The organism is Streptomyces sp. NPDC050625 (assembly GCF_040654755.1).
Classification (GTDB): domain Bacteria; phylum Actinomycetota; class Actinomycetes; order Streptomycetales; family Streptomycetaceae; genus Streptomyces.
In genome coordinates, this window is the sequence record NZ_JBFAIQ010000007.1 from 232,988 (window position 1) to 255,017 (window position 22,030).

A 22,030-nucleotide genomic window follows, 5' to 3' on the forward strand; every position below is an offset into this window, starting at 1 on the left:
CCTCGGTTGTCGAGGCGCCGTCACCAGTCTCTGGTGGGGCGCTTCCTTGGCTGTCCGGCTTCTTCAGAGCGATACGGGCTCCCGGCGTAGCAGTACCTACGACTTCAATGTCCGTACCGGAGCCCTTTCCCACATGACGAGCAGCACCGAGACCACCGCCACCACCCCGCAGGTAGCGGTCAACGACATCGGTAACGAGGAAGCCTTCCTCGCCGCGATCGACGAGACGATCAAGTACTTCAACGACGGCGACATCGTCGACGGCGTCATCGTGAAGGTCGACCGGGACGAGGTCCTGCTCGACATCGGTTACAAGACCGAAGGTGTCATCCCGAGCCGCGAGCTCTCGATCAAGCACGACGTCGACCCCAACGAGGTCGTTGCCGTCGGCGACGAGATCGAGGCCCTCGTCCTCCAGAAGGAGGACAAGGAAGGCCGCCTGATCCTCTCGAAGAAGCGTGCCCAGTACGAGCGCGCCTGGGGCACCATCGAGAAGATCAAGGAAGAGGACGGCATCGTCACCGGTACCGTCATCGAGGTCGTCAAGGGTGGTCTCATCCTCGACATCGGCCTCCGTGGCTTCCTCCCGGCCTCCCTGGTCGAGATGCGCCGCGTCCGCGACCTCCAGCCGTACGTCGGCAAGGAGCTCGAGGCCAAGATCATCGAGCTGGACAAGAACCGCAACAACGTGGTCCTGTCCCGCCGTGCCTGGCTGGAGCAGACCCAGTCCGAGGTCCGCCAGACGTTCCTCACGACCCTCCAGAAGGGTCAGGTCCGCTCCGGTGTGGTCTCCTCGATCGTCAACTTCGGTGCCTTCGTGGACCTGGGTGGCGTCGACGGTCTGGTCCACGTCTCCGAGCTGTCCTGGAAGCACATCGACCACCCCTCCGAGGTCGTCGAGGTCGGCCAGGAGGTCACCGTCGAGGTCCTCGACGTCGACATGGACCGCGAGCGCGTCTCCCTGTCGCTGAAGGCGACCCAGGAAGACCCGTGGCAGCAGTTCGCCCGCACCCACCAGATCGGCCAGGTCGTGCCCGGCAAGGTCACGAAGCTGGTTCCGTTCGGTGCGTTCGTCCGCGTCGACGAGGGCATCGAGGGTCTGGTCCACATCTCCGAGCTGGCCGAGCGCCACGTGGAGATCCCGGAGCAGGTCGTCCAGGTCAACGACGAGATCTTCGTCAAGGTCATCGACATCGACCTCGAGCGTCGTCGCATCAGCCTCTCGCTGAAGCAGGCCAACGAGTCCTTCGGTGCCGACCCGGCCTCGGTCGAGTTCGACCCGACCCTGTACGGCATGGCCGCGTCCTACGACGACCAGGGCAACTACATCTACCCCGAGGGCTTCGACCCCGAGACCAACGACTGGCTCGAGGGCTACGAGAAGCAGCGCGAGGAGTGGGAGCGCCAGTACGCCGAGGCGCAGCAGCGCTTCGAGCAGCACCAGCAGCAGGTCATCAAGTCCCGCGAGGCCGACGCTGCCGCTGCCGCCGAGGGTGGCGAGGCCGCCGCTCCGGCCGCGACCGGCGGTTCGTACTCCTCCGAGGGTGCGGACACCTCCGGTGCGCTGGCTTCGGACGAGGCGCTTGCCGCGCTGCGCGAGAAGCTGGCCGGCGGCCAGAGCTGATCGCTGCCGCTGAGGCATAGCCGTTGACTGCAGGGGCCGTACCTTTCGGGGTACGGCCCCTCAGTGCTGCCCGGGAGCGCGCCTCGTGCCGTGGTGGACCAGCGCATGAAATCGCGGTGAGAGATGCCTGATCAGGGACGTGGGCGGGAATGCCCACGTTCCGGGCCGCGTTGTCGACTACTGACACGAGGAGGAGCGGTCACAGTGCTTGATCCGCAGGGTTTGTACGCATGGGAGCCGAAGGGGCTTGCCGTCGTCGACATGGCGCTCGCCCAGGACTCGGCCGGACTTGTCATGCTCTACCACTTCGACGGATACATCGACGCGGGTGAGACCGGCGACCAGATCGTCGAGCGGCTCCTCGACTCCCAGCCCCACCAGGTCGTCGCCCGCTTCGACCACGACCGGCTCGTGGACTACCGGGCCCGCCGCCCGCTGCTCACCTTCAAGCGGGACCGCTGGACCGAGTACGAGGATCCGACCATCGAGGTGCGGCTCGTCCAGGACACCACGGGAGCGCCCTTCCTCGTGCTCTCCGGCCCCGAGCCGGACGTGGAGTGGGAGCGGTTCGCCGCCGCCGTACGGCAGATCGTGGAGCGCCTCGGCGTACGGCTCTCCGTGAACTTCCACGGCATCCCGATGGGCGTCCCGCACACCCGCCCGGTCGGCCTCACCCCGCACGGCAACCGCACCGACCTCGTCCCGGGCCACCGCAGCCCCTTCGACGAGGCGCAGGTGCCCGGCAGCGCCGAGGCGCTCGTCGAGTACCGCCTCATGGAGTCCGGACACGACGTCCTGGGCGTCGCCGCGCACGTCCCGCACTACATCGCCCGCTCGGGCTACCCGGACGCGGCGCTGACCGTCCTGGAGGCCATCACGGCCGCGACCGGGCTGGTCCTGCCCGGCATCGCGCACTCCCTGCGCACGGAGGCGCACCGCACGCAGACGGAGATCGACCGGCAGATCCAGGAGGGCGACGAGGAGCTCACCTCCCTCGTCCAGGGCCTTGAGCACCAGTACGACGCCGCCGCGGGCGCCGAGAGCCGCGGCAACATGCTCGCCGAGTCGGCGGACATCCCGTCGGCGGACGAGATCGGACGGGAATTCGAGAAGTTCCTGGCCGAGCGGGAGGGCGACAACTAGGCAGTGCGGCCGGTGGGCGCCCTGTCAGCGGCAGGGCCTAAGCTTCCGCTCATGCTGAAAGTTGGCCTCACCGGTGGGATCGGCGCCGGCAAGAGCGAGGTGTCGCGGCTGCTCGTCGCGCGCGGTGCCGTACTGATCGACGCCGACCGCATCGCACGCGAGGTCGTCGCGCCCGGAACCCCGGGCCTCGCTGCGGTCGTCGAGGCCTTCGGCAAGGCGGTGCTCGCCGCGGACGGCAGCCTGGACCGGCCCCGGCTGGGCTTCATCGTCTTCGCCGACCCGGAGAAGCTGGCCGTCCTCAACTCGATCGTGCATCCCCTGGTGGGCGCCCGCTCCCGCGAGCTGGAGAGCGCGGCGGCCGACGACGCGGTGGTGATCCACGACGTCCCGCTCCTCGCGGAGAACGGCCTCGCACCGTTGTACGACCTCGTGGTCGTCGTCGACGCGAGTCCCGAGACCCAGCTCGACCGGCTCGTCCGGCTGCGGGGCATGACCGAGCAGGACGCACGCGCGCGCATGGCGGCGCAGGCGACGCGCGAGAAGCGCCTGGAGATCGCGGACGTCGTCATCGACAACGACGTACCGCTCGAAGCCCTGGAGCGGCGCGTGGACGAGGTGTGGAGCGAGCTGGTCCGCCGCGCGCGGGAATAGCGGCCCGCCGGCCGGGCGTTGAACGCCTCCAGCAAGGGAAGGACTTTGTCGTGCCCGAGACCAGCGGTTCGACCGGACGTACGCCGGAGACGCATGTCATCGACTTCCGTGCCGCCGAGCAACTGCTCAACGCACGGGACCCGAGGGGCGCGGTGAAGCTGCTCGACGGCGTCATCGCCGCCCATCCCGAGAACACGGCCGCGCGGCTGCTGCGGGCCCGCGCCTTCTTCGCCGCCGCCCAACTGCGGCCCGCCGAGCTGGAGTTCACCATCGTCCTGGAGCGCGAGCCGGACAACGCATTCGCGCACTTCGCCCTCGCCCGCACCTACGAGCGGATGGGACGCCCGGACCAGGCCAAACGTCACTTCCGGCTGGCGGCCGCGCTGGACCCCAACCCGGAGTATCTGAAGGCCGCGCGGTTCGATTCCTGACGCGGCCACCGGTGCGACGCCGGTCGCGGTGCCGTGCCGCCACGCGTGCGCCCGTCACGGATGCCGGTGCTGCGGAGGCCGACGGAACGGCGGACGGCTGTCCACCGGCTCGTACGGCGGGACATCACGGCCCGGCTGGTAGTGCGGGCCCTCCCGCATGTGCTTGAGGATCATGGTCATGTCGACGGTGGCCACCACCCAGAGCACCCCGCAGGCGGCGGCCCAGCCGGGGCGGTCGACGAGCACGAAGGCCACCGTGCCGAAGATCGCCCAGCCCAGCCCCCACACGCTCAGCCACAACCGCGCCCGCAGAGCACTGCGCGCGGTCGTCGGCTCACTGCCCGTACGCATCGGGATCACCATTCCTCCTTGCAACGTACTCTTCGAGGGGACGTTCACCAAAGGGGGAATCGCACCGTGCTGCCCGCCGCCGACGACCTGCCCGAACTGCTCCTCGACCTCTGCGTCCCCCATGAGGACATCAACGAACTGGTCGGACTGCGCCGCACGGTGACCGGCGACCCGGGCGCCCTGCGACTCCTGGCGGAGTGCGTCGAGGAACTGGTCCGGGACCTGGGGGAGCCCTGCGGGGCACCGGGGCTGGACGAGCGGCTGGCGGCGGCTCCGGCCGGGCCGGGCCCGTACTTCGTGGTGTACGTCTTCCTCGCCGGGCTTGCCCACACGCGCGCGTACCACCGCGAGCGCGGCATCCCGGCCGACGTCTGCCGGCGCACCCTCGCCGACCTGGGGCGGCACATGACGATCCACCGCAGACGGACCGGCACGGGCGGCCTGCACCCACGGCAGGCGCGCTGGCTTGCCCACCACTTCCGCGGTGAGCTGTACCAGCTGGGCCGACTGCAGTTTCAGCGCGCACGGCTCGGTGAGCGTACGGCGCGGGCGATCTCGGCCGCCGGACCGGACGTGGCCCCCGGCGTGCCCTGTCTGAACCTGCACATCCCCGACTTCCACGGTCCGCTGACACCGGCCGCGTGCGACCGGTCGGTGGCGCTGGCCCGGGACTTCTTCGCCCAGCACTTCCCCGAGGAGAGGCCTCGGGTAGTGGTCTGCCACTCCTGGCTGCTCGATCCGCAGCTGAAGCGGTATCTCGCCGAGGACTCCAACATCGTCCGTTTCCAGGAGCGGTTCCGGGCGGGCCGGGAGGACATGGAGCCGGCCGACGGCGATCCCGTCCAGTTCGTGTTCGGGGATCCGGACCTGCCGGTGCGTGACCTGCCGCGCCGGACGTCCGTGGAGCGGGCCGTGGGGGACCATCTGCGGGCGGGAGGCCACTGGTACATCGGGCACGGATGGTTCCCGCTGCTATGAGGAGCACTCGAACGAGTGAACTACGGGCGGGCGGGAACGGGCCTGCGGAGGCGGGCCGTTGTTCGGGCATGACGGTTGAAATGCGTGAGGGGTACGAGGGAACGGGACCCGGTGCGATCACACCGGACGGCTGCGCGGTGGAGCTCTACTCACGCCTGCCGGTGCGGGACGAGCCGGACATCATCGCCGCGGCCGTGCCGCCCGGTGCGCGCATCCTGGAGCTGGGCAGCGGAGTGGGACGGATGACCCACCCCCTGCTGGAGCGCGGCTTCACGGTCACGGCGGTGGACGAGTCCGCCGAGATGCTGGAGCGCGTCCACGGGGCGCGCACGATATGCAGCCCCATCGAGAACCTCGACCTGGGCGAGACGTTCGACGCGGTGATGCTCGCGTCGTTCCTGGTGCACGCCGGGGACGTCGAGGTGCGACAAGGAATGCTGCGCACCTGCGCCCGGCATCTGGCGGAGGGAGGCTGTGTCCTCATCCAGCGGGAGGGCGAGGACTACCACACCGACCTCCCGCGGGAGCGGGTCGACCCCAGCGGCTTCACCGTGCGGATGCTGTCGTCCGAGCCGGTCGGGGACGGGGTGAACTCGGTGCGCGCGGAGTATGTGTTCCCGGACGCGGTCTGGACGCAGACGTTTCGGGCCCGGCCGCTGACCAAGGAGGAGTTCGAGGACGCGCTGGCGGAGGCGGGGCTGGAGGTGGACGAGTATCTGACACCGGACGGGGTGTGGGTGCGGGCGGTGCGGACGGCATAGGGGTCGGAGCGCGGGAAGGCGGGCGAATGTCCCGCGGACGGCGATGAGTTCTCGGACAGGGGCCGGTCTACCTCTGTGACAGCAACCGGGACCGCTTCCCCCAGGAGACACCCATGACCGGGACCACCGCTTCCGTCACTTCCGCCCCGACCGCCCACGGCCACCGCGCCCGGATCGCCCTGCGCACGGTGCAGGTGCTGCTCGCCCTGTTCTTCGCCGTCGCGAGCGCACTGCCCAAGCTCATCGCGCACCCCTCGGCCGTCGAGTCCTTCGACAGGATCGGCTGGGGCAGCACGGGCATGTACACCATCGGCGTACTCGAACTGGCCGGGGTGATCGCCCTGTTGATCCCGGTCCTGCAGTCGGTGGCGGCCATCGCGCTGAGCGCGCTCATGGTGGGCGCGTTCATCGTCCAGCTCACGGTGTTCGACGGTCAGTACGCGGCGACCCCGGTCATCCTGATGGTGCCCCTGACCCTCATCGCCTGGGCGCGACGAGGGCACAACGCGGAGCTGCTGAGGCTGGTCCGACGACGGGCATGATCGGCGCAGGGAGGCGGCGACGTCCGGCGGGCCTCGGGGGCCCGGTCGGGCGTCACCGCTGTGCCGGGCGTGCGGGCGGGATCACCGCTCCTTGGGACGGCCCCCGGGATTTGGCCGTCGCCCGGGAGCTGGCCGTCCCCCGGGACTGCCGAAGCCGCCGGCGCCACCCGCTCCCCGCAGCCGTTCCAGCTCGCGGCGGTCCCGCTTGGTGGGGCGGCCGGTGCCGCGGTCGCGGATGCCGATGGGGGCCGTGGCCTCGCGGGGCGGGGGCGGCGGGGAGTTGTCGATGTAGCACTGGGCTGCCACGGGGGCGCCGACCCGCTTGCGGATCAGGCGCTTGACGACGACGACCCGCTCCCGGCCCTCGTGCCGCAGGCGCACCTCGTCGCCGATGCGCACGGAATAGGCGGGCTTGACGCGCTCGCCGTTCACATGGACGTGTCCGCCCCGGCAGGCGGTCGCTCCCTGGGAGCGGGTCTTGACCAGACGCACGGCCCAGATCCAGCTGTCGATGCGGACGGTCCCGCCGTTGGCCGGCCCGGCGGCCTCTGCGGCGGCAATCGCGGCGGCGACCTTCGGGTCGACGGCAGTGGCGTCGGCGGCACCGGACGTTCCGGTGGCGGCCTCTTCGGGGGTGCGGGCAGCGTCATCGGCCCGCGGGTGAGTGCCGCCGTCGCCGCCGATCTCGCGGCCCTTGCTCTCGTCCGCATGCTGCAAAGCCATGTCCTCGACCTTAGCTCCAGGAGCCTCGTGAGCCGGACGCGTTTTTCGAGCGGAGGCATACGGTTGTGGCATGGACATCCGCGGCTTGCCCGACCTCGACCGGCGCATTGCCGACTGCCGGGCGTGCCCGCGGCTGGTCGCCTGGCGGGAGGAGGTGGCGCGGACCAAGCGCGCCGCCTTCGCCGACTGGACCTACTGGGGCCGCCCGGTGCCCGGCTTCGGCCCGCCCGATGCCCGGCTGCTGATCATCGGGCTCGCCCCGGCGGCGCACGGCGGCAACCGCACCGGACGCATGTTCACCGGCGACCGCTCCGGGGATGTGCTGTACCGGGCGATGTATGACGTCGGACTGGCCTCGCAGCCCACGTCCGTCAGCGCCGACGACGGACTGGAGCTGTACGGCGTACGCGTCACCGCGCCCGTGCACTGCGCTCCGCCCGCCAACAAGCCGACCCCCCAGGAGCGCGACACCTGCCGGCACTGGCTGGTGCGGGAGCTGGACCTGCTGCGGCCGACGCTCAGGGCCGTCGTCGTGCTCGGCGCCTTCGGCTGGCAGGCCGCGCTGCCCGCGTTCGCCGAGGCGGGCTGGACCGTGCCCCGCCCACGGCCCGCCTTCGCCCACGGCACCCGCGTGAGACTCGACGGACCGGATGGGCTGGTTGGGCCGGACGGGCTGGACCTCTTCGGCTGCTTCCACGTCAGCCAGCGCAACACCTTCACCGGCCGGCTCACACCGGAGATGCTGCGGGAGGTGCTGCGCACGGCGGCGGACGCGGCGGGGCTCGGTGACCCGGTGGCCCGGAAGACCGGGTGAGCCCGTGCGCCCGTGCGCCCTGCGTCCGCCGATGAGGCGGTTCCCCGGACTCCTCAGACGATGCGGGCCGCCGCGATCGGTCGCTTGTCGGGGGTGTACGACGTGCCGCTGTTGACGCTCCACCGGTAGCGGGAGAACTCGCCGGAGGCGTTGTCGGCGTAGACCATCATGTGCCCGATGCCGACGCCCTGGAGGTTGTTCACGTCGTCGACCATCCGGGTGTCGGGGTAGGGGGCGTAGCTGGCCTTGCCGTACACCCCGTGCGGATCCGAGGTGCAGTCGAGGATCTCGACGGCGTACTGCGTCTCGTTGTTGACGGTCGAGTTGCCGGTGTAGACGCCCTTGACCTCGCGGACCATCACGATGTGCCCGGTGTTGACGATCGCGGGGTCGGTGCCGGGCTCCGGCTTGTAGTCGATCGCGATCAGATCGCCCGGCCGCAGGTCGGTGACCTTGCGGATGCGCTGGAAGCGGGGGCCCGCCGTGCCGTTGGTGAACGCCGAGCAGTAGTCGGCGGCCTCCGGGACCTTCTCCTGGAAGTACTGCAGGTAGTAGGCGTCGCTCGCCCAGCCGTAGGTGTGCTTGAGGACGGCGGTCATGAACGACGAGCAGCGGGCGCGAGCCACCCAGCTCGTGAGGTCGTCGGGGCGGCCCCAGGTGACGGTCGCGGGGGAGCCGATCAGGTAGACGTTGTTCTCCCTGGCCGTACGGCCGCTGACCAGGGCGATCTCAGTGGCGGTGAGCGCGCGGGAGTACGCCCGTACGTCGTCCACCGCTCCCTTGAACCGGTTCGCATAGGCGCCGTCCCAGCGTGCCCGCCCGATGTTGAAGCCCTGCGTCGCGGCCCACGCGAGCGTGGTGTCGGCGCTGCCCTCCAGCGTGCCGTTCACATACAGATGGATGCGCGTGCCGTCCCAGACGCCGGTCAGATGCGTCCAGACGCCGGTCTTGGTGACCGGGGTGGTGGAGACGGCGGACACCTTGGTGCTCTGGTCCTCGCTGCGCACCTTGAACGCCCATGTCCCGGCCGTGTTGTCGTACTGGAGCAGGAAGCGGCTGGCGGAGCCGCCGTCCTGGCTGACGGCGGTGTACATGCTGGTCAGATCGGCCGGACCGGCGGGGTCGTCGGACAGGCGTACCCACGCCGAGACCGTGAACGGAGCCGTGGTGTCGAGGACGGAGCCGGTGGCCGCGTACGCCCCGGAGGTGCCGTCCAGGCTCAGCTCGCCGCCGGACCGCAGTGTCGTCCAGGTCGCGCCCGTGCCGAGCGTGACGGGGTGTTCCCGTCCGCTGCGGTCGCCCGCGGAACCGTCCAGCGGCCAGTGTCCGGCGAGGCCCTCCGTCAGATACCCGGCCGCCAGCAGCCGCTGGTACTGGACCATCCGCTCGGCCTCTGCCAGATGCGGCGTCGCGACGGGCGTGAACGGGGTGTCCAACGGCGCGTCGGCCGCGGCCGTGCCCGCACCGGCCACCACTCCCGTCATCGCACCGGCACCCACCATCGCCGCTCCGCCCAACAGCCCGCGTCTGCTGATCATCGTCTCCCCCATCGTCTCTCCTCAGGGCCGCCACACATACCGGACATCCGGTTCCCGCTCCTCGTTGTCGCTGCCGTCCGTGAACTCGGCGGCGACGAAGCCGTGCCGTTCGTAGAAGCGATGGGCGGGCTTGTTGACCTGGAAGGTCCACAGCGTGAGGCCCCGCGGACGGCGCTCCTTGGCGACGGCCATGAACCGGTCGCCGAGGCCGCGCCCCCGCCAGCCCGGGTCGAGATACAGCTGGGACAACAGGCCCTCGTCGAGCACCATCACGCCCACCACCGCGCCGCCCGCCTCGGCCACCCAGGTCTCCCGCGACGGCACGACCACGTCCCGGAAGTAGGCGCGGACCTCGTCGTCGGTGCGCGGCCGTGCGACCGTCGGCAGCGCGGCCGAGAAGGAGCGCAGCCAGACGTCGGCCGCGGCGAGGGCGTCGGACTCGGCCGCCCGGCGCAGAAGGACCGCGGTTTCGCCGCTCATGAGCGCGCCTCCTCGGGGATGACGGCGGTGGCCGTGATCTCCACCAGCTGCCCGGTGTACCCGAGGCAGGCCACGCCGAGCAGGGTCGACGAGTGCGGCCCGCCGCTCAGCCCCGACGCCTCGACCACCGCCCACACCTCGGAGAGCACCGAGGGGTCACTGCTCACCACATACACATCGGTCGCCACGACATGCGCCAAGTCGCTGCCCACGGCCTTCAGTTGCTCATCCAGATTCGCGATCACCTGCTCGGCCTGCCGCACGGGATCCCCCACACCGACCACTTCCCCCCGCGCGTCGAGGGGCACGGCCCCGGCGAGGAACGCGAGCTTCGTACCGGCCTCGACTACGGACGCATGCGAGTAGGTGGGCGGCGGAAACAGACCGGATGCGGTGACGCGCCGGATCATGAGGGCTCCTGGCGTGGACGAAGGACAACCTGTCGATCATCCGCAGCCCGGCTGGTGACCGCATCCGAATTTCCGATCTCCGCCTACCCATTCAGCAGTTGATCGAGGGAGCGGCCAAGGAGGCAACCGTATCGGGACCCGCGTACGCCGCCGCGGTCGCCGTGGGATCACCTCGCCACGGTGTTGCTGCTCGGCTGGCTCGCCAGGAGATCTTCGCTCGACGCCCCGCCCCGCATTTCAGCTTCGTGATCGACGAGGCTGTACTACTCCGTCCGCTGGGTGGGGATGGCGTCTGGCGAGGTCAGTCGGAGCACCTTCTGCTTCTCGGCGAGAAGCGGAACGTCGAGATTCAGGTGATGCCACACTCCCGGCAGGAGCACGCGGGGCTGGCTGGCCCGTTCACCTTGATGGAAGTCAAGGATGGGCGGAGGATCGCGTACACGGAGGTACAAGGCGATAGCCATGTCCACACGGAGCGCGAGAAGGTGCGGGAGCTTGAACGCACGTACGGGACTCTTCGCGCGCAAGCGCTCACTCCGGCAGAATCGCTCGCGTTGATCGAGAAGTTGTTGGGAGAGAGATGAGCGGGGACGAGCTGACTTGGCTCAAGAGCAGTTACAGCGCTGGTAGCGGCGGAGAGTGCGTCGAGGTCGCTGTCCGTCCCGGCAGGGTTCACGTCCGTGACTCCAAGGACACAGGCCGGCCTGCGCTGACCTTGGAGCCCGCCGCGTGGACCGCGTTCATCGAGTCCGTGGAGCTGTGACAACGGCGGGGCCGGCGGTCGAGGGCAGCCCGCCGAATAATCCTTCGAAGTCGGGCAGTTGCCGCTGCTACCGTCACCGACGTGGCGAAACTCAATCAGATCATCGCAGTCGAGAAGGGCATCAAGTCCAAGGCTCACCAGGACCTGACGTCCGCGCACCACGGCCTGCAGAAGCCCGCGTTGCTGGCCGGTATCTCGCGGACCTACCAGCCCAAGGACGAGGAGGGCGAGCAGCTGCCGCCCGAGTCCACGCGGGTGCAGGTGAAGGCCGAGGACGTGCTGCGCGAGACCGCGGCGACGCTGACGCGGCTCTTCGACGTGACCGCCACCAAGGACTGGGCCAACTGCACGGCACGGGCGGATGTGAAGGTGGACGGGCGGGTGCTCGTCGCCGACGTGCCCGTGGCCTACCTGCTGTTCCTGGAGAAGCAGCTCGTCGATCTCAACACCTTCGTGCGGAAGCTGCCCGTCCTCGACGCCTCCGAGTCCTGGGCGCAGGATCCGTCCACCGACGCGTGGAAGACGGAACCCGTGCGGACGCTGCGCACCAAGAAGGTGCCCAGGAACCACGTCAAGGCCGAGGCCACCGAGAAGCACCCGGCTCAGGTCGAGGTGTACTACGAGGACATTCCCGTCGGGTACTGGACCACCGTGAAGTTCTCCGGCGCCCTTCCCGCCCGGCGCGTCAACGAACTCCTCGACCGGGTCGAGAAGTTGCAGCAGGCGGTGAAGTTCGCCCGGGAAGAGGCGAACGGCACCGACGTCGTCGACCAGCGGGTGGGTGACGCCGTGTTCGGCTACCTGTTCGGGTAGCCTTCAAGAATCCCCGGTCCCTCGAGACCGGGGTGCGCGAGGAGCGCAAGCTGAAGCTGAAGCTTGTCGTGACGAAGCGGTTCCAGTGGAGGTTCGAGTCCTCCCCGCGGCATTCATCCCGTGCCGCGGTAGCCCAAACGGCAGAGGCAGACCGCGATCAATCTCAGACTCTCGCTCCAGACTCAGCATTCGCCGCCGATCGCCGGATCGACCGGGCCCGGGCCCCAGCACGTCGAAATGCAGGTTCAAGTCCTGCCCGCGCAGCTCGATGCGCGGTGGTCCAAAGGCAGGACGCGACGACATAACGACTGACCCGGGTCCTCAAGCGTGCCGGCGTGCGACGATGGGCGGCCATTGAGGGCCCGGGGGCAGGCTACGCCCCCGGGTCCACCCAACTCCGCCCCGCCCGGGTACGCCATTGCGGTTCATCAAGAACTTGCGTTCATAAAGAACTCGGCTCTCGGGCCGTCGGTCACGCCCCGGCAACCTGATCGTCCCATTTGTTCCTGGAACACGAACTACCGTGGACACCAAGGCCCACCACGGCCCACCACTCGGCCACCGTCGCCCGAAGGCACACCCCGCCCTCGTCCGGACAGGAGCCCCGTGTCCCGCCCCGTTCCCGCACTGCCGCCCTGGCTGGCCCATGCCCTGCGCGCCCAGCGCGGGCCCGTCCCCTGGAGCGCGGTCACCCGGGGTGCGCTGGCCGCCGGGCCGCTGCTGCTCGCCGCCGTCCTCACCGACCGCACCTCCCTCGGCGTCGTCGCCGCCGTCGCCGCCATGCTCGCCGGGGTCAACGACCGGCCCGGCAGCCGGCGGGCGGCCGTCCGGTCGCTCGGGGTGCCCGCGCTGGCCGGGGCCGCGGGGCTGCTCGTCGGGACGTACGCCGGACAGCACGTCGGAGCCGTGCCGCTGACCCTCGTCCTGACCGGGCTCGGATTCCTCGCCGGCGGCATGAGCGCCGTCGGGCCCGTCGCCTCCGTTGCCGGTACGCAGCTGCTCGTCGCCTCCGCCGTCGGAGCCGGTATGCCGCTGCCCGAGCCGGGGTGGCAGCGGGCCCTCGCCTTCCTCGCCGGGGCCGGCTGGCTGCTCGCGCTGCGGCTGGCCCTGCCCACGCCCGGTGCGATCGCGGGTGACTACCGGTTCGACGGGGAGCGGGACGCCGTCGCCGGGGTGTATGACGCCGTCGCCGAACTGCTGGATGCCGTCGGGACCGAGGCGGCCGTCGCCCGGCGGGCCGCGCTCACCGGCGCCCTTGACCATGCGCAGGACGCGCTCGCCGGGCCCCGGCTGCGGCGGTACGCCGACTCCGCGGCCGAACGCCGGCTGCACGCGCAGTACGCCGCCGCGCTGCCCCTCGCCGAGGCCGCGACCGCCCTGGCCTGGGCGGGGGAGGCCGTCGGTGAACGGGCCGCGGAAGGGCCCCGGCGCCTCGCCGCCGCCGTGCGGGGCAACCGTGGCACCGGTCCGCTGCCCGCGCCCTCCCGGTCCGCTCCCGCCCTCCGCGCCCTGGACGACGCCCTCCTGCGCGCCGCCGAGGTCTTCGACCGGGCCGAGGGCGCGGAGCACCGGGTGCTCACCCGCCCTCGCCGCGCGCGGGACCTCGTCCGGGCCGCGCTCGGCACCGGCGGACGCGAGTACGGCCTGCGCGTCGCCCTCTGCTTCGGCGCCGCCGCGGCCATCGCCCAGGCCCTGCACCACGCCCGCTGGTACGGGCAGCACCAGCACTGGTACTGGCTCCCCGTCACCGCCGTCTTCCTCGTCAAGCCCGACCTCGGGCCGCTTGCGTCCCGGGTGCTGTGCCGGGCGGCGGGGACCGTGCTCGGCGCCGTCGTCTTCGCGGGCTTCGCCGCCGTGCTGCCCCGGCCCGAGGGGCTGGTCGCGCTGGTGGCCGTCAGCGGCGCGCTCATCCCCGTCGCCACCCGGCACTTCGCCGCCGTGACCGCCGTCGTCACCGTGCTCGTCCTCGCCCTGGTCATGGTCGGCGGGGAGCCGCAGGCCTCCGTCGGCCGGATCGGCGAGACGCTGCTGGCCTGCGCGATCGTGCTGATCGTCGGGCATCTGCCGATGCCGGGGGAGCGGGGCGGCGGCGTGCGCGCGCGGCTCGCGGCCGCCGGGAGTGCCGCGCGGGACTATCTCGACCACGTCCTTGGCGAGTCCGACGACCGGACGGAGCGCTGGGCCCTGCGGCGGGAGGCCTACCGCACCCTGTCCGAGGCCCGTACGGCCATCGCCCTCGCCGCCGCCGAACTGCCCGCCCTCGCCCGGCACACCGAGGGCACGGACGCCGTCGCGGCCGTCCTCGAACGGTTGGTCGACACGACCACGGCGTGCGCCGTGCACCTCGACGACACGGGACGGCTCACGCCGCACCATACCGAGCGCCTCGACGAGCTGCTGGCCGAGCTGGAGCGGGGGTGGCGGCGGCTGGGGCTCCCGGTGACGGCGCCGTGGACTTGGACGCCCATCGCCGTGTGACCGGCTCGGATCCGCGCTTCGGCTCACACGCCCCGATGACGCTGCCGTACGTTGGCGCCATGAGTCCCGCGCCCGCCGACCTCATCATCACCGGATGCACCGCCCTGGTGCACGACGACCAAGAACGGATCGGGTTCCGGGAGGACGCCGCGATCGTCGTACGGGACCGGGTCATCGACACGGTGACCGGCTCCGCGGCCGTACGCGACCTGCCCGCCGCCGAGCGCGTGGACGCCCGCGGCCAGGTCGCGATGCCCGGTCTGATCAACTGTCACACGCACGCTCCGATGGTGGCCCTGCGCGGCCTGGCCGAGGACCTGCCGACCGAGGAGTGGTTCAACGACGTCGTGTGGCCCGTCGAGTCCAACCTGACCGAGCGGGACGTGGAGCTGGGCGCGCGGCTGGCCTGCGCCGAGCTGATCCGGGGCGGCGTCACCTGCTTCGCCGACCACTACTTCGCCATGGACGCGGTCGCCGCCGTCGTCGCCGAGTGCGGGATCAGGGCCCAGCTGGGGGAGGCCTACTTCTCCTCGCAAGGGGCCGAAGGCAGGGAGAAGTCGCTGGAGTTCGCGCTGCGGCACCGGGGCGGCGCGGACGGCCGTATCACCACCGCCCTCGCCCCGCACGCCCCCTACACCGTCACGGACGACGACCTCACCGCCACCGCCGAACTCGCCCGCGCGCACGACCTGCCCGTCCACATCCACGCCGCCGAGAACCGCGACCAGACCGAGGCCTGCCTCGCCCGGCACGGCATGACCCCGATCGAGGTCCTGGACCGCACCGGGCTCCTCGACACCGACCTGCTCATCGCCCACGGCACCGGCATCGTCGAACGCGACCTGCCCCTGCTGGAGCGCACGCGGGGCCGTACGGCGGTGGCCACCGCACCCCGCGGCTACCTCAAGTTCGGCTGGCCCACCACCACGCCGGTACGGGCGCTGCGTTCCGTCGGCGTCCCCGTCGGACTCGCCACGGACGGCGCCGCCTCCAACAACTCCCTCGACGTGTGGGAGTCGATGACCCTGACGGCCCTGGTGCAGAAGTCCACCGAGGGCGACCCGCGCTGGCTGACGTCCCGTCAAGCTCTGCACCACGCAACTCTCCAGAGCGCGCAGGCGGTCGGTCTGGGCGGCCGCGTCGGCTCTCTCGCGCCCGGCTGCCGGGCCGACATCGTCCTCGTCGACCTCTCCGGACCGCACACCCAGCCCGTCCACGACCTCGCCGCCACCCTCGTGCACAGCGCACGGTCCTCCGACGTCCGCACCACCGTCGTCGACGGACGGATCCTGATGTGCGACCGCGAGCTGCTGACCATCGACGTGCCCACGCTGGTGGAGGAGTTGACGGAGCGGCTGCCGGCGCTCGTCGACCGGAGCCACGGGAAGCGCATCCAGGAATACCCCACCTGACGGTTCCCTAGGGTGGGTCCCATGGACCTTGCGGACGGCCTCATCGACCACCCCTACGACGTCTACGCGCGACTGCGCGACAGCGCGCCCGTGCACCGCATCACCGGGCCGGACGGCACCCCCGCCTGGCTCGTCACCCGCTACGAGGACGTCCGGGCGGCACTTGGCGACCCACGGCTGTCCCTGGACAAGGCGCATGCCACGGCGGGCACGTACAAGGGGTTCGCCCTGCCGCCCGCCCTGGACGCCAACCTCCTCAACATGGATCCGCCCGACCACACCCGCATCCGCCGCCTGGTCTCCCGGGCCTTCACCCCGCGCCGCGTCGAGCACCTGCGCGAGCCGATCCGGCGCACCGCCGACCGGCTCCTCGACGGATTCGGGCCGCACGGCACCATCGACCTGGTCGCCGCCTATGCGGCGCCCCTGCCCATCACCGTCATCTGCGATCTGCTCGGCATCCCGGACGAGCACCGTCTGGACTTCCGTGTCTGGACGGACACCCTGGTCGCTCCCGACCCGGCACGGCCCGGGGCAGGCCGGGAAGCGGTCGTCGCCATGCTCGGCTACCTCACCCGGCTCCTCGCGGACAAGCGCGCCGAACCCGCCGACGACCTGCTCTCCGACCTGATCGCCGTCCGCGACGAGGGCGACCGGCTCACCGAGGACGAGCTGATGTCGCTCGCCTTCCTCATCCTCTTCGCCGGGTACGAGAACACCGTCCAGCTCATCGGCAACGCCGTACTCGCCCTGCTGCGGCACCCCGAGCAGTTCGCCGCGCTGCGCAAGGACCCGGCGCGACTCCCGGCCGCCGTGGAGGAGTTCGCCCGCTACGAAGGCCCCGCCCTGTTCGGCATCAGGCGCTTTCCCACCGAGGACGTGACCATCGGCGGTGTCACCGTCCCGGCCGGCGAGACGGTCTGGGTGTCGCTGTCCGCCGCCAACCGCGATCCCGCCCGCTTCCCGGACCCCGACCGCCTCGACCTCGGCCGCGACGCCTCCGGCCATCTCGCCCTCGGGCAGGGCATCCACTACTGCCTGGGTGCGCCACTGGCCCGCGCCGAGACCGAGATCGCGGTGGGTGCCGTGCTGGAGCGGTTCCCGGACCTCGCCCTCGCCGACGAGGACATCCGGTGGCGTCCCTCCCTGCGGGCCCGTGGTCTGCTTGCGCTGCCGGTGACGTACTGAAAGTCAACGGAGCCTCACCGTCCGCGTTGAGCCGGTGTCAAGTAGGTCTCAGTCACGTTACCGGGCGAGGCGTTTCTCCCTTCCGGAGCGTTAACTCCTACAAGAACGACGCTTTCTGGAGGTGCAGGATGGTGAACGGGCGAACGGTGCTCGAACGCTTTCCCGCCGGCGGACCGCGAGGCTCGTGGCCCGCCGAGGAGTTCGCTCACGCGCGACGCCTGGAAGGGCTGCCCGCCGAGGTCGTGATGGACCTCGCGACGGACACGTTCCTGGTGATCGTCCGCGGCGGCGAGACCGCGGACTAGCGAGCGGCGAGATAGCGAACCGGAGGCCCGTGGAGCCGGTCAGCCCGCCTTCGGTGCGGGGAGTTTCGCCGTGAACTGTTCGGCCTGGAGTCCGTACAGCTCCGCGTAGACACCGCCGCTGGCCAGGAGTTCGTCGGGGGTGCCGGACTCCACCAGTTGGCCCTGTTCGAGGACATGCACCAGGTCGGCGTGGCGTACCGACGCCAGCCGGTGGGTGATCAGCACGACCGTCTGGCCGCTGCCCGCCAGCGCCCGGATCTTCTCGAAGACCTCCAGCTCGGCCCTGGCGTCCAGGGCCGCCGTCGGCTCGTCCACGATCAGGATGCGCCCGCGCCGGTACGCGGCGCGGGCGATGCCGAGGCGCTGCCACTGGCCGCCGGACAGCTCGTGCCCGCCGCTGAAGTTCCGCGCCAGCAGGGTGTCCAGACCGCGCGGCAGATCCGCGACGACGTCCTGAGCGCCCGCCTCGGCGACCGACGAGGCCAGGCGCTCCTCGGTGAGGGGCGCCGCGGAGCGGCCGACGGCGACATTGACCTTCGCGGTGAAGGGCCAGCGCTTGAAGTCCTGGGCGACCATGGCGATGCGCTCGGCCAGCTCGTGCCGGTCCGCGGTCGCCGCGTCGACGCCGTCCCACAGGATCCGGCCCCGGTCCGGCGTGTACAGACCCGCCAGCAGTTTGACCAGGGTGGTCTTGCCCGAGCCGTTCTCGCCGACCAGCGCCACGATGCGGCCCAGCGGGAGGGTGAGCGAGACGTTGTCGAGGGCGGGCCGGGCGGCCTCACCCGGATAGGCGAAGGTGACGTTCTCGAACCGGATCTCCCTCGGATCCTCGGGCAGCGCCTCCCCGCCCACCGGGATCGCCCGCTCGGCCGCCTCGACGTACAGCCGCTGCAGATCGCCCACGAACAGGGCTTCCTCGTGCAGCTGGTTGATCTCCAGGACGAGCGTGTCGAGGCTCGCGGAGCCGGTGCGGATGGCGATGACGGCCGTACCGGCCACGGACAGCGCCATCGCCCCGGACAACAGCAGCGCGCCCAGGGTCGCGTACGTCGCGGCGGTCGCCAGGCCCGTCCAGGCCGCCGCGATCAGACCCGTGCGCGCCGCGAGCCGGGCCAGCCGGGCCTGCTCCGCCTCCGCCGTCTCCGACATCGCGCGGAAGTGCCGCAGCAGGAACGGGCCGACGCCGTGCACACGGATCTCCGGGGCGGCCTCCGGCTCGGTGAGCAGGGCGCTGATCAGATGCCCGGCGCGGGCGTGCTGCACCCAGGTGTGGAAGGACTCGTAGCGGCGCCGGGCGTTGGTCAGGGCACCCCAGGCGCTCGGCAGGGTCATGGTCACCAGCAGCGGCAGCAGGGCCGGGTGCAGCACGGTCAGTACGCCCGCCGCGGCCGCGAGCGAGATCACCGCGTTCACGACGCGCGTGCCATACATGATCATGCGGCGGGCGGACCCGGCGCCGTACTGTGCGGTGTCCAGCAGCTTGTGGAAGGCGTGGTCCTCGATCGCGGACAGCTCCACGGCCGCCGCACGCTCCAGGTACAGCTCGGTCGCCACCCGCTCCACCTTGGGCTCCAGGCGGCCGGTGGCGTAGGTCGACGCGGCCCGCAACAGGGCCCCGACCAGCATCACCGCGGCCATGGCCACCAGGGCGGGCGCGGCGCCGCGCAGCCGCTCCTCGATCGGGCCGGCGCCGATCAGCCGCCCCAGCACGCTGTTCACCGCCAGCAGGCTCACCGCCTGGGCCACGCCCCGGCCCGCCTCGGCGGCGAGCACGGTGCGCGCGGCCCGGGCGTCGGCCTGCCGGGCCAGCCGGAAACTCGACGCCAGCATGCCGGGCAACCGCGTCACCATGGCCCGGAAGTCCAGTTCCAGGAAGGCGTCCCGATGCTGGTTCCATCCCATGTCGTACCGCAACGGCCCGCCGAACAGCAGTTGCTCCGACTCGGACACCTCGGGTTCGAGCCCGCCGTGCCTCCTACCCACTGTTGACCTCCCCCGGACGTGGACGGACGGCCACTATCGCGGGGCGGGCCTTTCGGGGGCAGAGCGCGCGCCGCGGCGACGGGAGCGCGCTGGCGTGCGCCCTGCCGGGAGTCGTCGGCCGTACGTGCCCGGCCAGGCCGGCCGGGCAGGCGCACCGCTCATGCGCTGATCGGGCGTGACCAGTCCGGGGTCGTGCCGGTCACCCGGCACAGCGTCAGATACAGCGGGATCGGCGGGGTGTACGGAACCGTGCCGTCCGGCCGGTTGAGAAGGCGGGCGGCCTCGGGGATCGGGGCGCCGGGGGCGTAGTGGGCGGGGGCGGGCCAGGGCAGGGCGTAGTCCGAGTCGGACGGGACGATCCACCACCAGTGCGCCTCGTCGGCGTACACACAACCCACGCGGGGCAACCTGGGCACGATCAGGGGCCCGAAGCGGCCCGGTATGGCCACCGCGTCGCAGCCGAGTGGCGCCGTCATGCCCGCGGGCAGCGGCAGACGTCCGGTCGCGCCCGAAGTGGCCTGCTCGCGCCTCAGCCGGACCAAGGTGTCCAGGCCGAACACCTGTCCAGACCTGGGGGCGCCGCTCACGGCCACTCCGGCAGCGTACGGCGCCGGGCCTCGGCCTGGGACCCCACGCGGTGCCGCGTGCGGGCCTCCTCCTCGTCCGAGCCGTTGGACTGGCCCGGTCTGGGACGTGGTGCGCCCCAGCCCAGGTCGTTGCGCGGCTCGGCCATGTCATGGGCGGCGTCGGTCTGGCGCGGCAGTTCGGCCCAGACCAGCAGCCCGGGACCGTACTCCTGGGCTCCCCAGGCCTGGCACACGGCATCGACGAGGAGCAATCCCCTCCCGTGCTCCTCCTCGGGCCGCTGCGGCGACGGATGGGGCTCGCCCGGGGCGCAGCCCTCGTCGCGCACGGCTATGCGCACCGTGTCGTCGTGGTCGTGCAGTTCGCACACCACGCGACTGCTCGCGGTGTGCACGATCGCGTTGGTGACCAGTTCGGATATGACCAGGGCCGCCGTCTCGCAGGTGTCCGCGCAGACCGACCAGCCGGTCAGCCGGGCGCGCGTGAGGCGTCTCGCCTGCGCGGGAGAACCCGGATGTGCGGCCAGCTCGAACCGGAACCTGCGCGCGGCAGCGGCCCCGCCTGGGGCGACTCCCGCTTTGGCGCCGAGGCCGGAACGGTCTGCGGCGGCGTCTGTTCCTAAAGGCGCGGACGGAATCACGCTTGCCACTATCTCCCCGCCGTGAACACTTGGCAAGTGTCACTATGAAAAATGCAGAGTGCTGTATGACGCGGTGAAGGGCCGTGGCACACTGCTCGCAACAGCACCTCGGGCGGCGCCAGTTGGGATCAATCGGGGATCCGTCGGATCTTTCGAATGGGTCTTCGAATGGCGCCGCAGGGCTGTCAGCATTCGTTCGTGGAGGTGGGAGCGTGAGCGAACCGCGGTCCGCGCCGACGGTGGGGCAGGTCGTCCTGGGGCGGCGCCTGTTGGACCTGCGGGAACGGGCCGGGCTCAAGCGTGAGGAGGCCGCCCACGTCCTCCGCGTCGCCCCCGCCACCGTCCGCCGTATGGAGATGGCCGAGGTCGCCCTCAAGATCCCGTACCTGCAGCTGCTCCTGAAGGCATACGGCGTCCCCGACGAAGAGGCCGACCTCTTCGTCCAGTTGGCCGAGGAGGCGAACAAGCCTGGCTGGTGGCAGCGGTTCCACGACATCCTGCCGGGCTGGTTCTCCATGTACGTCAGCCTGGAGGGCGCCGCCGGCCTCATCCGCTCCTACGAGCCGCACTTCGTGCCCGGGCTGCTGCAGACCGAGGACTACGCGCGCGGGGTGCTGAAGTCGGGAGCCATCGGCCAGACCAGCCCCGAGGACATCGAGGGCCATGTCGCGCTGCGCATGCAGCGCCAGGAACTGCTCACCCGTCCCGAAGCCCCGCGCTTCTGGGTGGTGATGGACGAGACCGCCCTGCGCCGCCCGGTCGGCGGCCCGGAGGTGATGCGCGCACAGATCGACAAGCTGCTCGACGCCACGAAGCTGCCCAACGTGACGCTCCAGGTCGCCCCGTTCGCCAACGGGCCGCATCCGGGCACGTACGGGCCCTTCGTGCTGTTCCGATTCGCCATGTCAGAACTGCCGGACATGGTCTACAGCGAGTACCTGACCGGCGCCGTCTACCTGGACGCGCGCTCCGAGGTGGCGACCCACCTGGAGGTCATGGACCGCATGGCGGCGCAGGCCGCTACAGCACATCGCACGAAGGAGATCCTCCGGGATCTCCGCAAGGAGTTGTGAATGGATCGCATCAAGTCCCAGACCGGGCCACGCAACCGCGACGAGCGGATCTACAACGGCATGCCCGCACGGGAGTTGGGCAGCGAGGGCTGGCACAAGCCGTGGAGCGGCGGGAACGGAGGCAACTGCCTGGAGGCGATGAAGCTGGCCGACGGCCGGATCGCCGTCCGTCAGTCGACCGACCCGGATGGACCGGCACTGATCTACACCTCGGACGAGATGACCGCCTTCATCGAGGGCGCGAAGGCGGGGGAGGCTGACTTCCTGCTGTCATGACCAGGCCCGTTGTTCTTGATTGTTGCTCGACTTCCCTATCTTGGTACTGACTTGAATCTTGATACTGA

General features: G+C 71.2%; 25 protein-coding genes. 17 read left to right on the forward strand and 8 right to left on the reverse strand.

Translation table 11 applies throughout. The features are described from left to right. Positions 1 to 133 precede the first annotated feature (133 nt). The 4 genes from rpsA to AB0I54_RS19075 all read left to right on the forward strand — a co-directional run bounded on the left by rpsA (position 134) and on the right by AB0I54_RS19075 (position 3,849). The gene (gene rpsA / locus AB0I54_RS19060) at positions 134 to 1,624 is read left to right on the forward strand and encodes a 30S ribosomal protein S1 (RefSeq protein WP_067042841.1); all 1,491 of its coding nucleotides are present in this window, start codon (positions 134 to 136) and stop codon (positions 1,622 to 1,624) included. A 204-nt stretch (positions 1,625 to 1,828) separates the two neighbouring features. Next, entirely contained in the window at positions 1,829 to 2,767 is a 939-nt protein-coding gene (locus AB0I54_RS19065; RefSeq protein ID WP_363297160.1) for a PAC2 family protein, read from the forward strand. Between the two features lie 51 nt (positions 2,768 to 2,818). Then, positions 2,819 to 3,418: a dephospho-CoA kinase gene (coaE, locus tag AB0I54_RS19070; protein WP_363297161.1), complete on the forward strand. Its 600-nt coding sequence runs from the start codon at positions 2,819 to 2,821 to the stop codon at positions 3,416 to 3,418. Positions 3,419 to 3,468: 50 nt separating this feature from the next. After that, positions 3,469 to 3,849, forward strand: a complete 381-nt coding sequence (locus tag AB0I54_RS19075) for a tetratricopeptide repeat protein (RefSeq protein ID WP_363297162.1) — start codon at positions 3,469 to 3,471, stop codon at positions 3,847 to 3,849. Positions 3,850 to 3,903: 54 nt separating this feature from the next. Here the strand turns inward: AB0I54_RS19075 and AB0I54_RS19080 are convergent, their stop codons facing one another. After that, entirely contained in the window at positions 3,904 to 4,212 is a 309-nt protein-coding gene (locus tag AB0I54_RS19080) for a DUF6343 family protein (protein WP_363297163.1), read from the reverse strand. Between the two features lie 54 nt (positions 4,213 to 4,266). Between AB0I54_RS19080 and AB0I54_RS19085 the strand changes: the two genes are divergently transcribed. The 3 genes from AB0I54_RS19085 (at position 4,267) to AB0I54_RS19095 (ending at position 6,481) form a co-directional block, all read left to right on the forward strand. Then, positions 4,267 to 5,178, forward strand: a complete 912-nt coding sequence (locus tag AB0I54_RS19085) for an acyltransferase domain-containing protein (protein ID WP_363297164.1) — start codon at positions 4,267 to 4,269, stop codon at positions 5,176 to 5,178. Positions 5,179 to 5,246: 68 nt separating this feature from the next. Next, entirely contained in the window at positions 5,247 to 5,939 is a 693-nt protein-coding gene (locus tag AB0I54_RS19090; protein WP_363297165.1) for a class I SAM-dependent methyltransferase, read from the forward strand. 113 nt (positions 5,940 to 6,052) lie between these two features. Continuing rightward, on the forward strand, positions 6,053 to 6,481 hold the full coding sequence (locus AB0I54_RS19095; RefSeq protein ID WP_363297166.1) for a DoxX family protein: 429 nt from the start codon (positions 6,053 to 6,055) through the stop codon (positions 6,479 to 6,481). 81 nt (positions 6,482 to 6,562) lie between these two features. Here AB0I54_RS19095 and AB0I54_RS19100 read toward each other — a convergent pair whose 3' ends face one another. Beyond that, a complete protein-coding gene (locus tag AB0I54_RS19100) occupies positions 6,563 to 7,204 on the reverse strand; it encodes an RNA-binding S4 domain-containing protein (RefSeq protein ID WP_363297168.1) in 642 nt (213 codons plus the stop codon). A 70-nt stretch (positions 7,205 to 7,274) separates the two neighbouring features. On the opposite strand from AB0I54_RS19100, the gene AB0I54_RS19105 reads away from it, so the two are divergent. Then, a complete protein-coding gene (locus tag AB0I54_RS19105; RefSeq protein WP_363297169.1) occupies positions 7,275 to 8,018 on the forward strand; it encodes a uracil-DNA glycosylase in 744 nt (247 codons plus the stop codon). A gap of 53 nt (positions 8,019 to 8,071) precedes the next feature. Here the strand turns inward: AB0I54_RS19105 and AB0I54_RS19110 are convergent, their stop codons facing one another. Genes AB0I54_RS19110 through AB0I54_RS19120 form a run of 3 tightly spaced genes read right to left on the reverse strand, consistent with a single transcriptional unit; the run spans position 8,072 to position 10,446 of the window. After that, a complete protein-coding gene (locus tag AB0I54_RS19110) occupies positions 8,072 to 9,568 on the reverse strand; it encodes a LamG domain-containing protein (protein ID WP_363297170.1) in 1,497 nt (498 codons plus the stop codon). 9 nt (positions 9,569 to 9,577) lie between these two features. Beyond that, entirely contained in the window at positions 9,578 to 10,036 is a 459-nt protein-coding gene (locus tag AB0I54_RS19115; protein WP_363297171.1) for a GNAT family N-acetyltransferase, read from the reverse strand. After that, positions 10,033 to 10,446 carry a RidA family protein gene (locus AB0I54_RS19120; protein WP_363297172.1) on the reverse strand — a complete coding sequence of 138 codons (414 nt, stop codon included), beginning with the start codon at positions 10,444 to 10,446 and terminating at the stop codon, positions 10,033 to 10,035. The genes AB0I54_RS19115 and AB0I54_RS19120 overlap by 4 nt, the downstream gene beginning before the upstream one ends. A gap of 98 nt (positions 10,447 to 10,544) precedes the next feature. On the opposite strand from AB0I54_RS19120, the gene AB0I54_RS19125 reads away from it, so the two are divergent. The 7 genes from AB0I54_RS19125 (at position 10,545) to AB0I54_RS19155 (ending at position 17,405) form a co-directional block, all read left to right on the forward strand. Further along, on the forward strand, positions 10,545 to 11,030 hold the full coding sequence (locus tag AB0I54_RS19125; protein ID WP_363297173.1) for a DUF5753 domain-containing protein: 486 nt from the start codon (positions 10,545 to 10,547) through the stop codon (positions 11,028 to 11,030). After that, positions 11,027 to 11,209 carry a DUF397 domain-containing protein gene (locus tag AB0I54_RS19130; RefSeq protein ID WP_363297174.1) on the forward strand — a complete coding sequence of 61 codons (183 nt, stop codon included), beginning with the start codon at positions 11,027 to 11,029 and terminating at the stop codon, positions 11,207 to 11,209. Before AB0I54_RS19125 ends, AB0I54_RS19130 begins: the two co-directional genes overlap by 4 nt. Before the next feature lie 81 nt (positions 11,210 to 11,290). After that, positions 11,291 to 12,022 (forward strand): hypothetical protein, encoded by a 732-nt coding sequence (locus AB0I54_RS19135; protein WP_263207540.1) that lies wholly within the window; start codon positions 11,291 to 11,293, stop codon positions 12,020 to 12,022. A 606-nt stretch (positions 12,023 to 12,628) separates the two neighbouring features. Further along, positions 12,629 to 14,500, forward strand: a complete 1,872-nt coding sequence (locus AB0I54_RS19140) for an FUSC family protein (RefSeq protein ID WP_363297175.1) — start codon at positions 12,629 to 12,631, stop codon at positions 14,498 to 14,500. A gap of 59 nt (positions 14,501 to 14,559) precedes the next feature. Next, positions 14,560 to 15,912 (forward strand): amidohydrolase, encoded by a 1,353-nt coding sequence (locus tag AB0I54_RS19145; RefSeq protein WP_363297176.1) that lies wholly within the window; start codon positions 14,560 to 14,562, stop codon positions 15,910 to 15,912. Positions 15,913 to 15,933: 21 nt separating this feature from the next. Further along, complete coding sequence (locus AB0I54_RS19150) at positions 15,934 to 17,100, forward strand: cytochrome P450 (protein WP_363297177.1); 1,167 nt, start codon at positions 15,934 to 15,936, stop codon at positions 17,098 to 17,100. Positions 17,101 to 17,228: 128 nt separating this feature from the next. Continuing rightward, positions 17,229 to 17,405: a hypothetical protein gene (locus tag AB0I54_RS19155; protein ID WP_363297178.1), complete on the forward strand. Its 177-nt coding sequence runs from the start codon at positions 17,229 to 17,231 to the stop codon at positions 17,403 to 17,405. A gap of 39 nt (positions 17,406 to 17,444) precedes the next feature. On the opposite strand, the gene AB0I54_RS19160 is transcribed toward AB0I54_RS19155, so the two are convergent. From AB0I54_RS19160 to AB0I54_RS19170, 3 genes are all read right to left on the reverse strand, one after another. After that, entirely contained in the window at positions 17,445 to 19,307 is a 1,863-nt protein-coding gene (locus AB0I54_RS19160) for an ABC transporter ATP-binding protein (RefSeq protein ID WP_363297431.1), read from the reverse strand. Positions 19,308 to 19,546: 239 nt separating this feature from the next. Further along, positions 19,547 to 19,981, reverse strand: coding sequence for a hypothetical protein (locus AB0I54_RS19165; protein ID WP_363297179.1), 435 nt, complete (start codon positions 19,979 to 19,981; stop codon positions 19,547 to 19,549). Further along, positions 19,972 to 20,622, reverse strand: a complete 651-nt coding sequence (locus AB0I54_RS19170) for an ATP-binding protein (RefSeq protein ID WP_363297180.1) — start codon at positions 20,620 to 20,622, stop codon at positions 19,972 to 19,974. The genes AB0I54_RS19165 and AB0I54_RS19170 overlap by 10 nt, the downstream gene beginning before the upstream one ends. 203 nt (positions 20,623 to 20,825) lie before the next feature. Between AB0I54_RS19170 and AB0I54_RS19175 the strand changes: the two genes are divergently transcribed. Both AB0I54_RS19175 and AB0I54_RS19180 read left to right on the forward strand, forming a co-directional pair. After that, the gene (locus tag AB0I54_RS19175) at positions 20,826 to 21,686 is read left to right on the forward strand and encodes a helix-turn-helix transcriptional regulator (protein WP_363297181.1); all 861 of its coding nucleotides are present in this window, start codon (positions 20,826 to 20,828) and stop codon (positions 21,684 to 21,686) included. Continuing rightward, positions 21,687 to 21,962, forward strand: coding sequence for a DUF397 domain-containing protein (locus AB0I54_RS19180; RefSeq protein ID WP_363297182.1), 276 nt, complete (start codon positions 21,687 to 21,689; stop codon positions 21,960 to 21,962). Positions 21,963 to 22,030: the final 68 nt, after the last annotated feature.

Bases quoted from the DNA above. Each gene is read 5' to 3' on its own strand.
- AB0I54_RS19180 (WP_363297182.1), top strand. From the start codon at position 21,687: ATGGATCGCATCAAGTCCCAGACCGGGCCACGCAACCGCGACGAGCGG.
- rpsA (WP_067042841.1), top strand. From the start codon at position 134: ATGACGAGCAGCACCGAGACCACCGCCACCACCCCGCAGGTAGCGGTC.
- coaE (WP_363297161.1), top strand. From the start codon at position 2,819: ATGCTGAAAGTTGGCCTCACCGGTGGGATCGGCGCCGGCAAGAGCGAG.
- AB0I54_RS19130 (WP_363297174.1), top strand. From the start codon at position 11,027: ATGAGCGGGGACGAGCTGACTTGGCTCAAGAGCAGTTACAGCGCTGGT.
- AB0I54_RS19120 (WP_363297172.1), bottom strand. From the start codon at position 10,446: ATGATCCGGCGCGTCACCGCATCCGGTCTGTTTCCGCCGCCCACCTAC.
- AB0I54_RS19080 (WP_363297163.1), bottom strand. From the start codon at position 4,212: ATGGTGATCCCGATGCGTACGGGCAGTGAGCCGACGACCGCGCGCAGT.
- AB0I54_RS19115 (WP_363297171.1), bottom strand. From the start codon at position 10,036: ATGAGCGGCGAAACCGCGGTCCTTCTGCGCCGGGCGGCCGAGTCCGAC.
- AB0I54_RS19100 (WP_363297168.1), bottom strand. From the start codon at position 7,204: ATGGCTTTGCAGCATGCGGACGAGAGCAAGGGCCGCGAGATCGGCGGC.
- AB0I54_RS19160 (WP_363297431.1), bottom strand. From the start codon at position 19,307: ATGGGATGGAACCAGCATCGGGACGCCTTCCTGGAACTGGACTTCCGG.
- AB0I54_RS19150 (WP_363297177.1), top strand. From the start codon at position 15,934: ATGGACCTTGCGGACGGCCTCATCGACCACCCCTACGACGTCTACGCG.
- AB0I54_RS19145 (WP_363297176.1), top strand. From the start codon at position 14,560: ATGAGTCCCGCGCCCGCCGACCTCATCATCACCGGATGCACCGCCCTG.
- AB0I54_RS19105 (WP_363297169.1), top strand. From the start codon at position 7,275: ATGGACATCCGCGGCTTGCCCGACCTCGACCGGCGCATTGCCGACTGC.
- AB0I54_RS19110 (WP_363297170.1), bottom strand. From the start codon at position 9,568: ATGGGGGAGACGATGATCAGCAGACGCGGGCTGTTGGGCGGAGCGGCG.
- AB0I54_RS19155 (WP_363297178.1), top strand. From the start codon at position 17,229: ATGGTGAACGGGCGAACGGTGCTCGAACGCTTTCCCGCCGGCGGACCG.
- AB0I54_RS19090 (WP_363297165.1), top strand. From the start codon at position 5,247: ATGACGGTTGAAATGCGTGAGGGGTACGAGGGAACGGGACCCGGTGCG.
- AB0I54_RS19095 (WP_363297166.1), top strand. From the start codon at position 6,053: ATGACCGGGACCACCGCTTCCGTCACTTCCGCCCCGACCGCCCACGGC.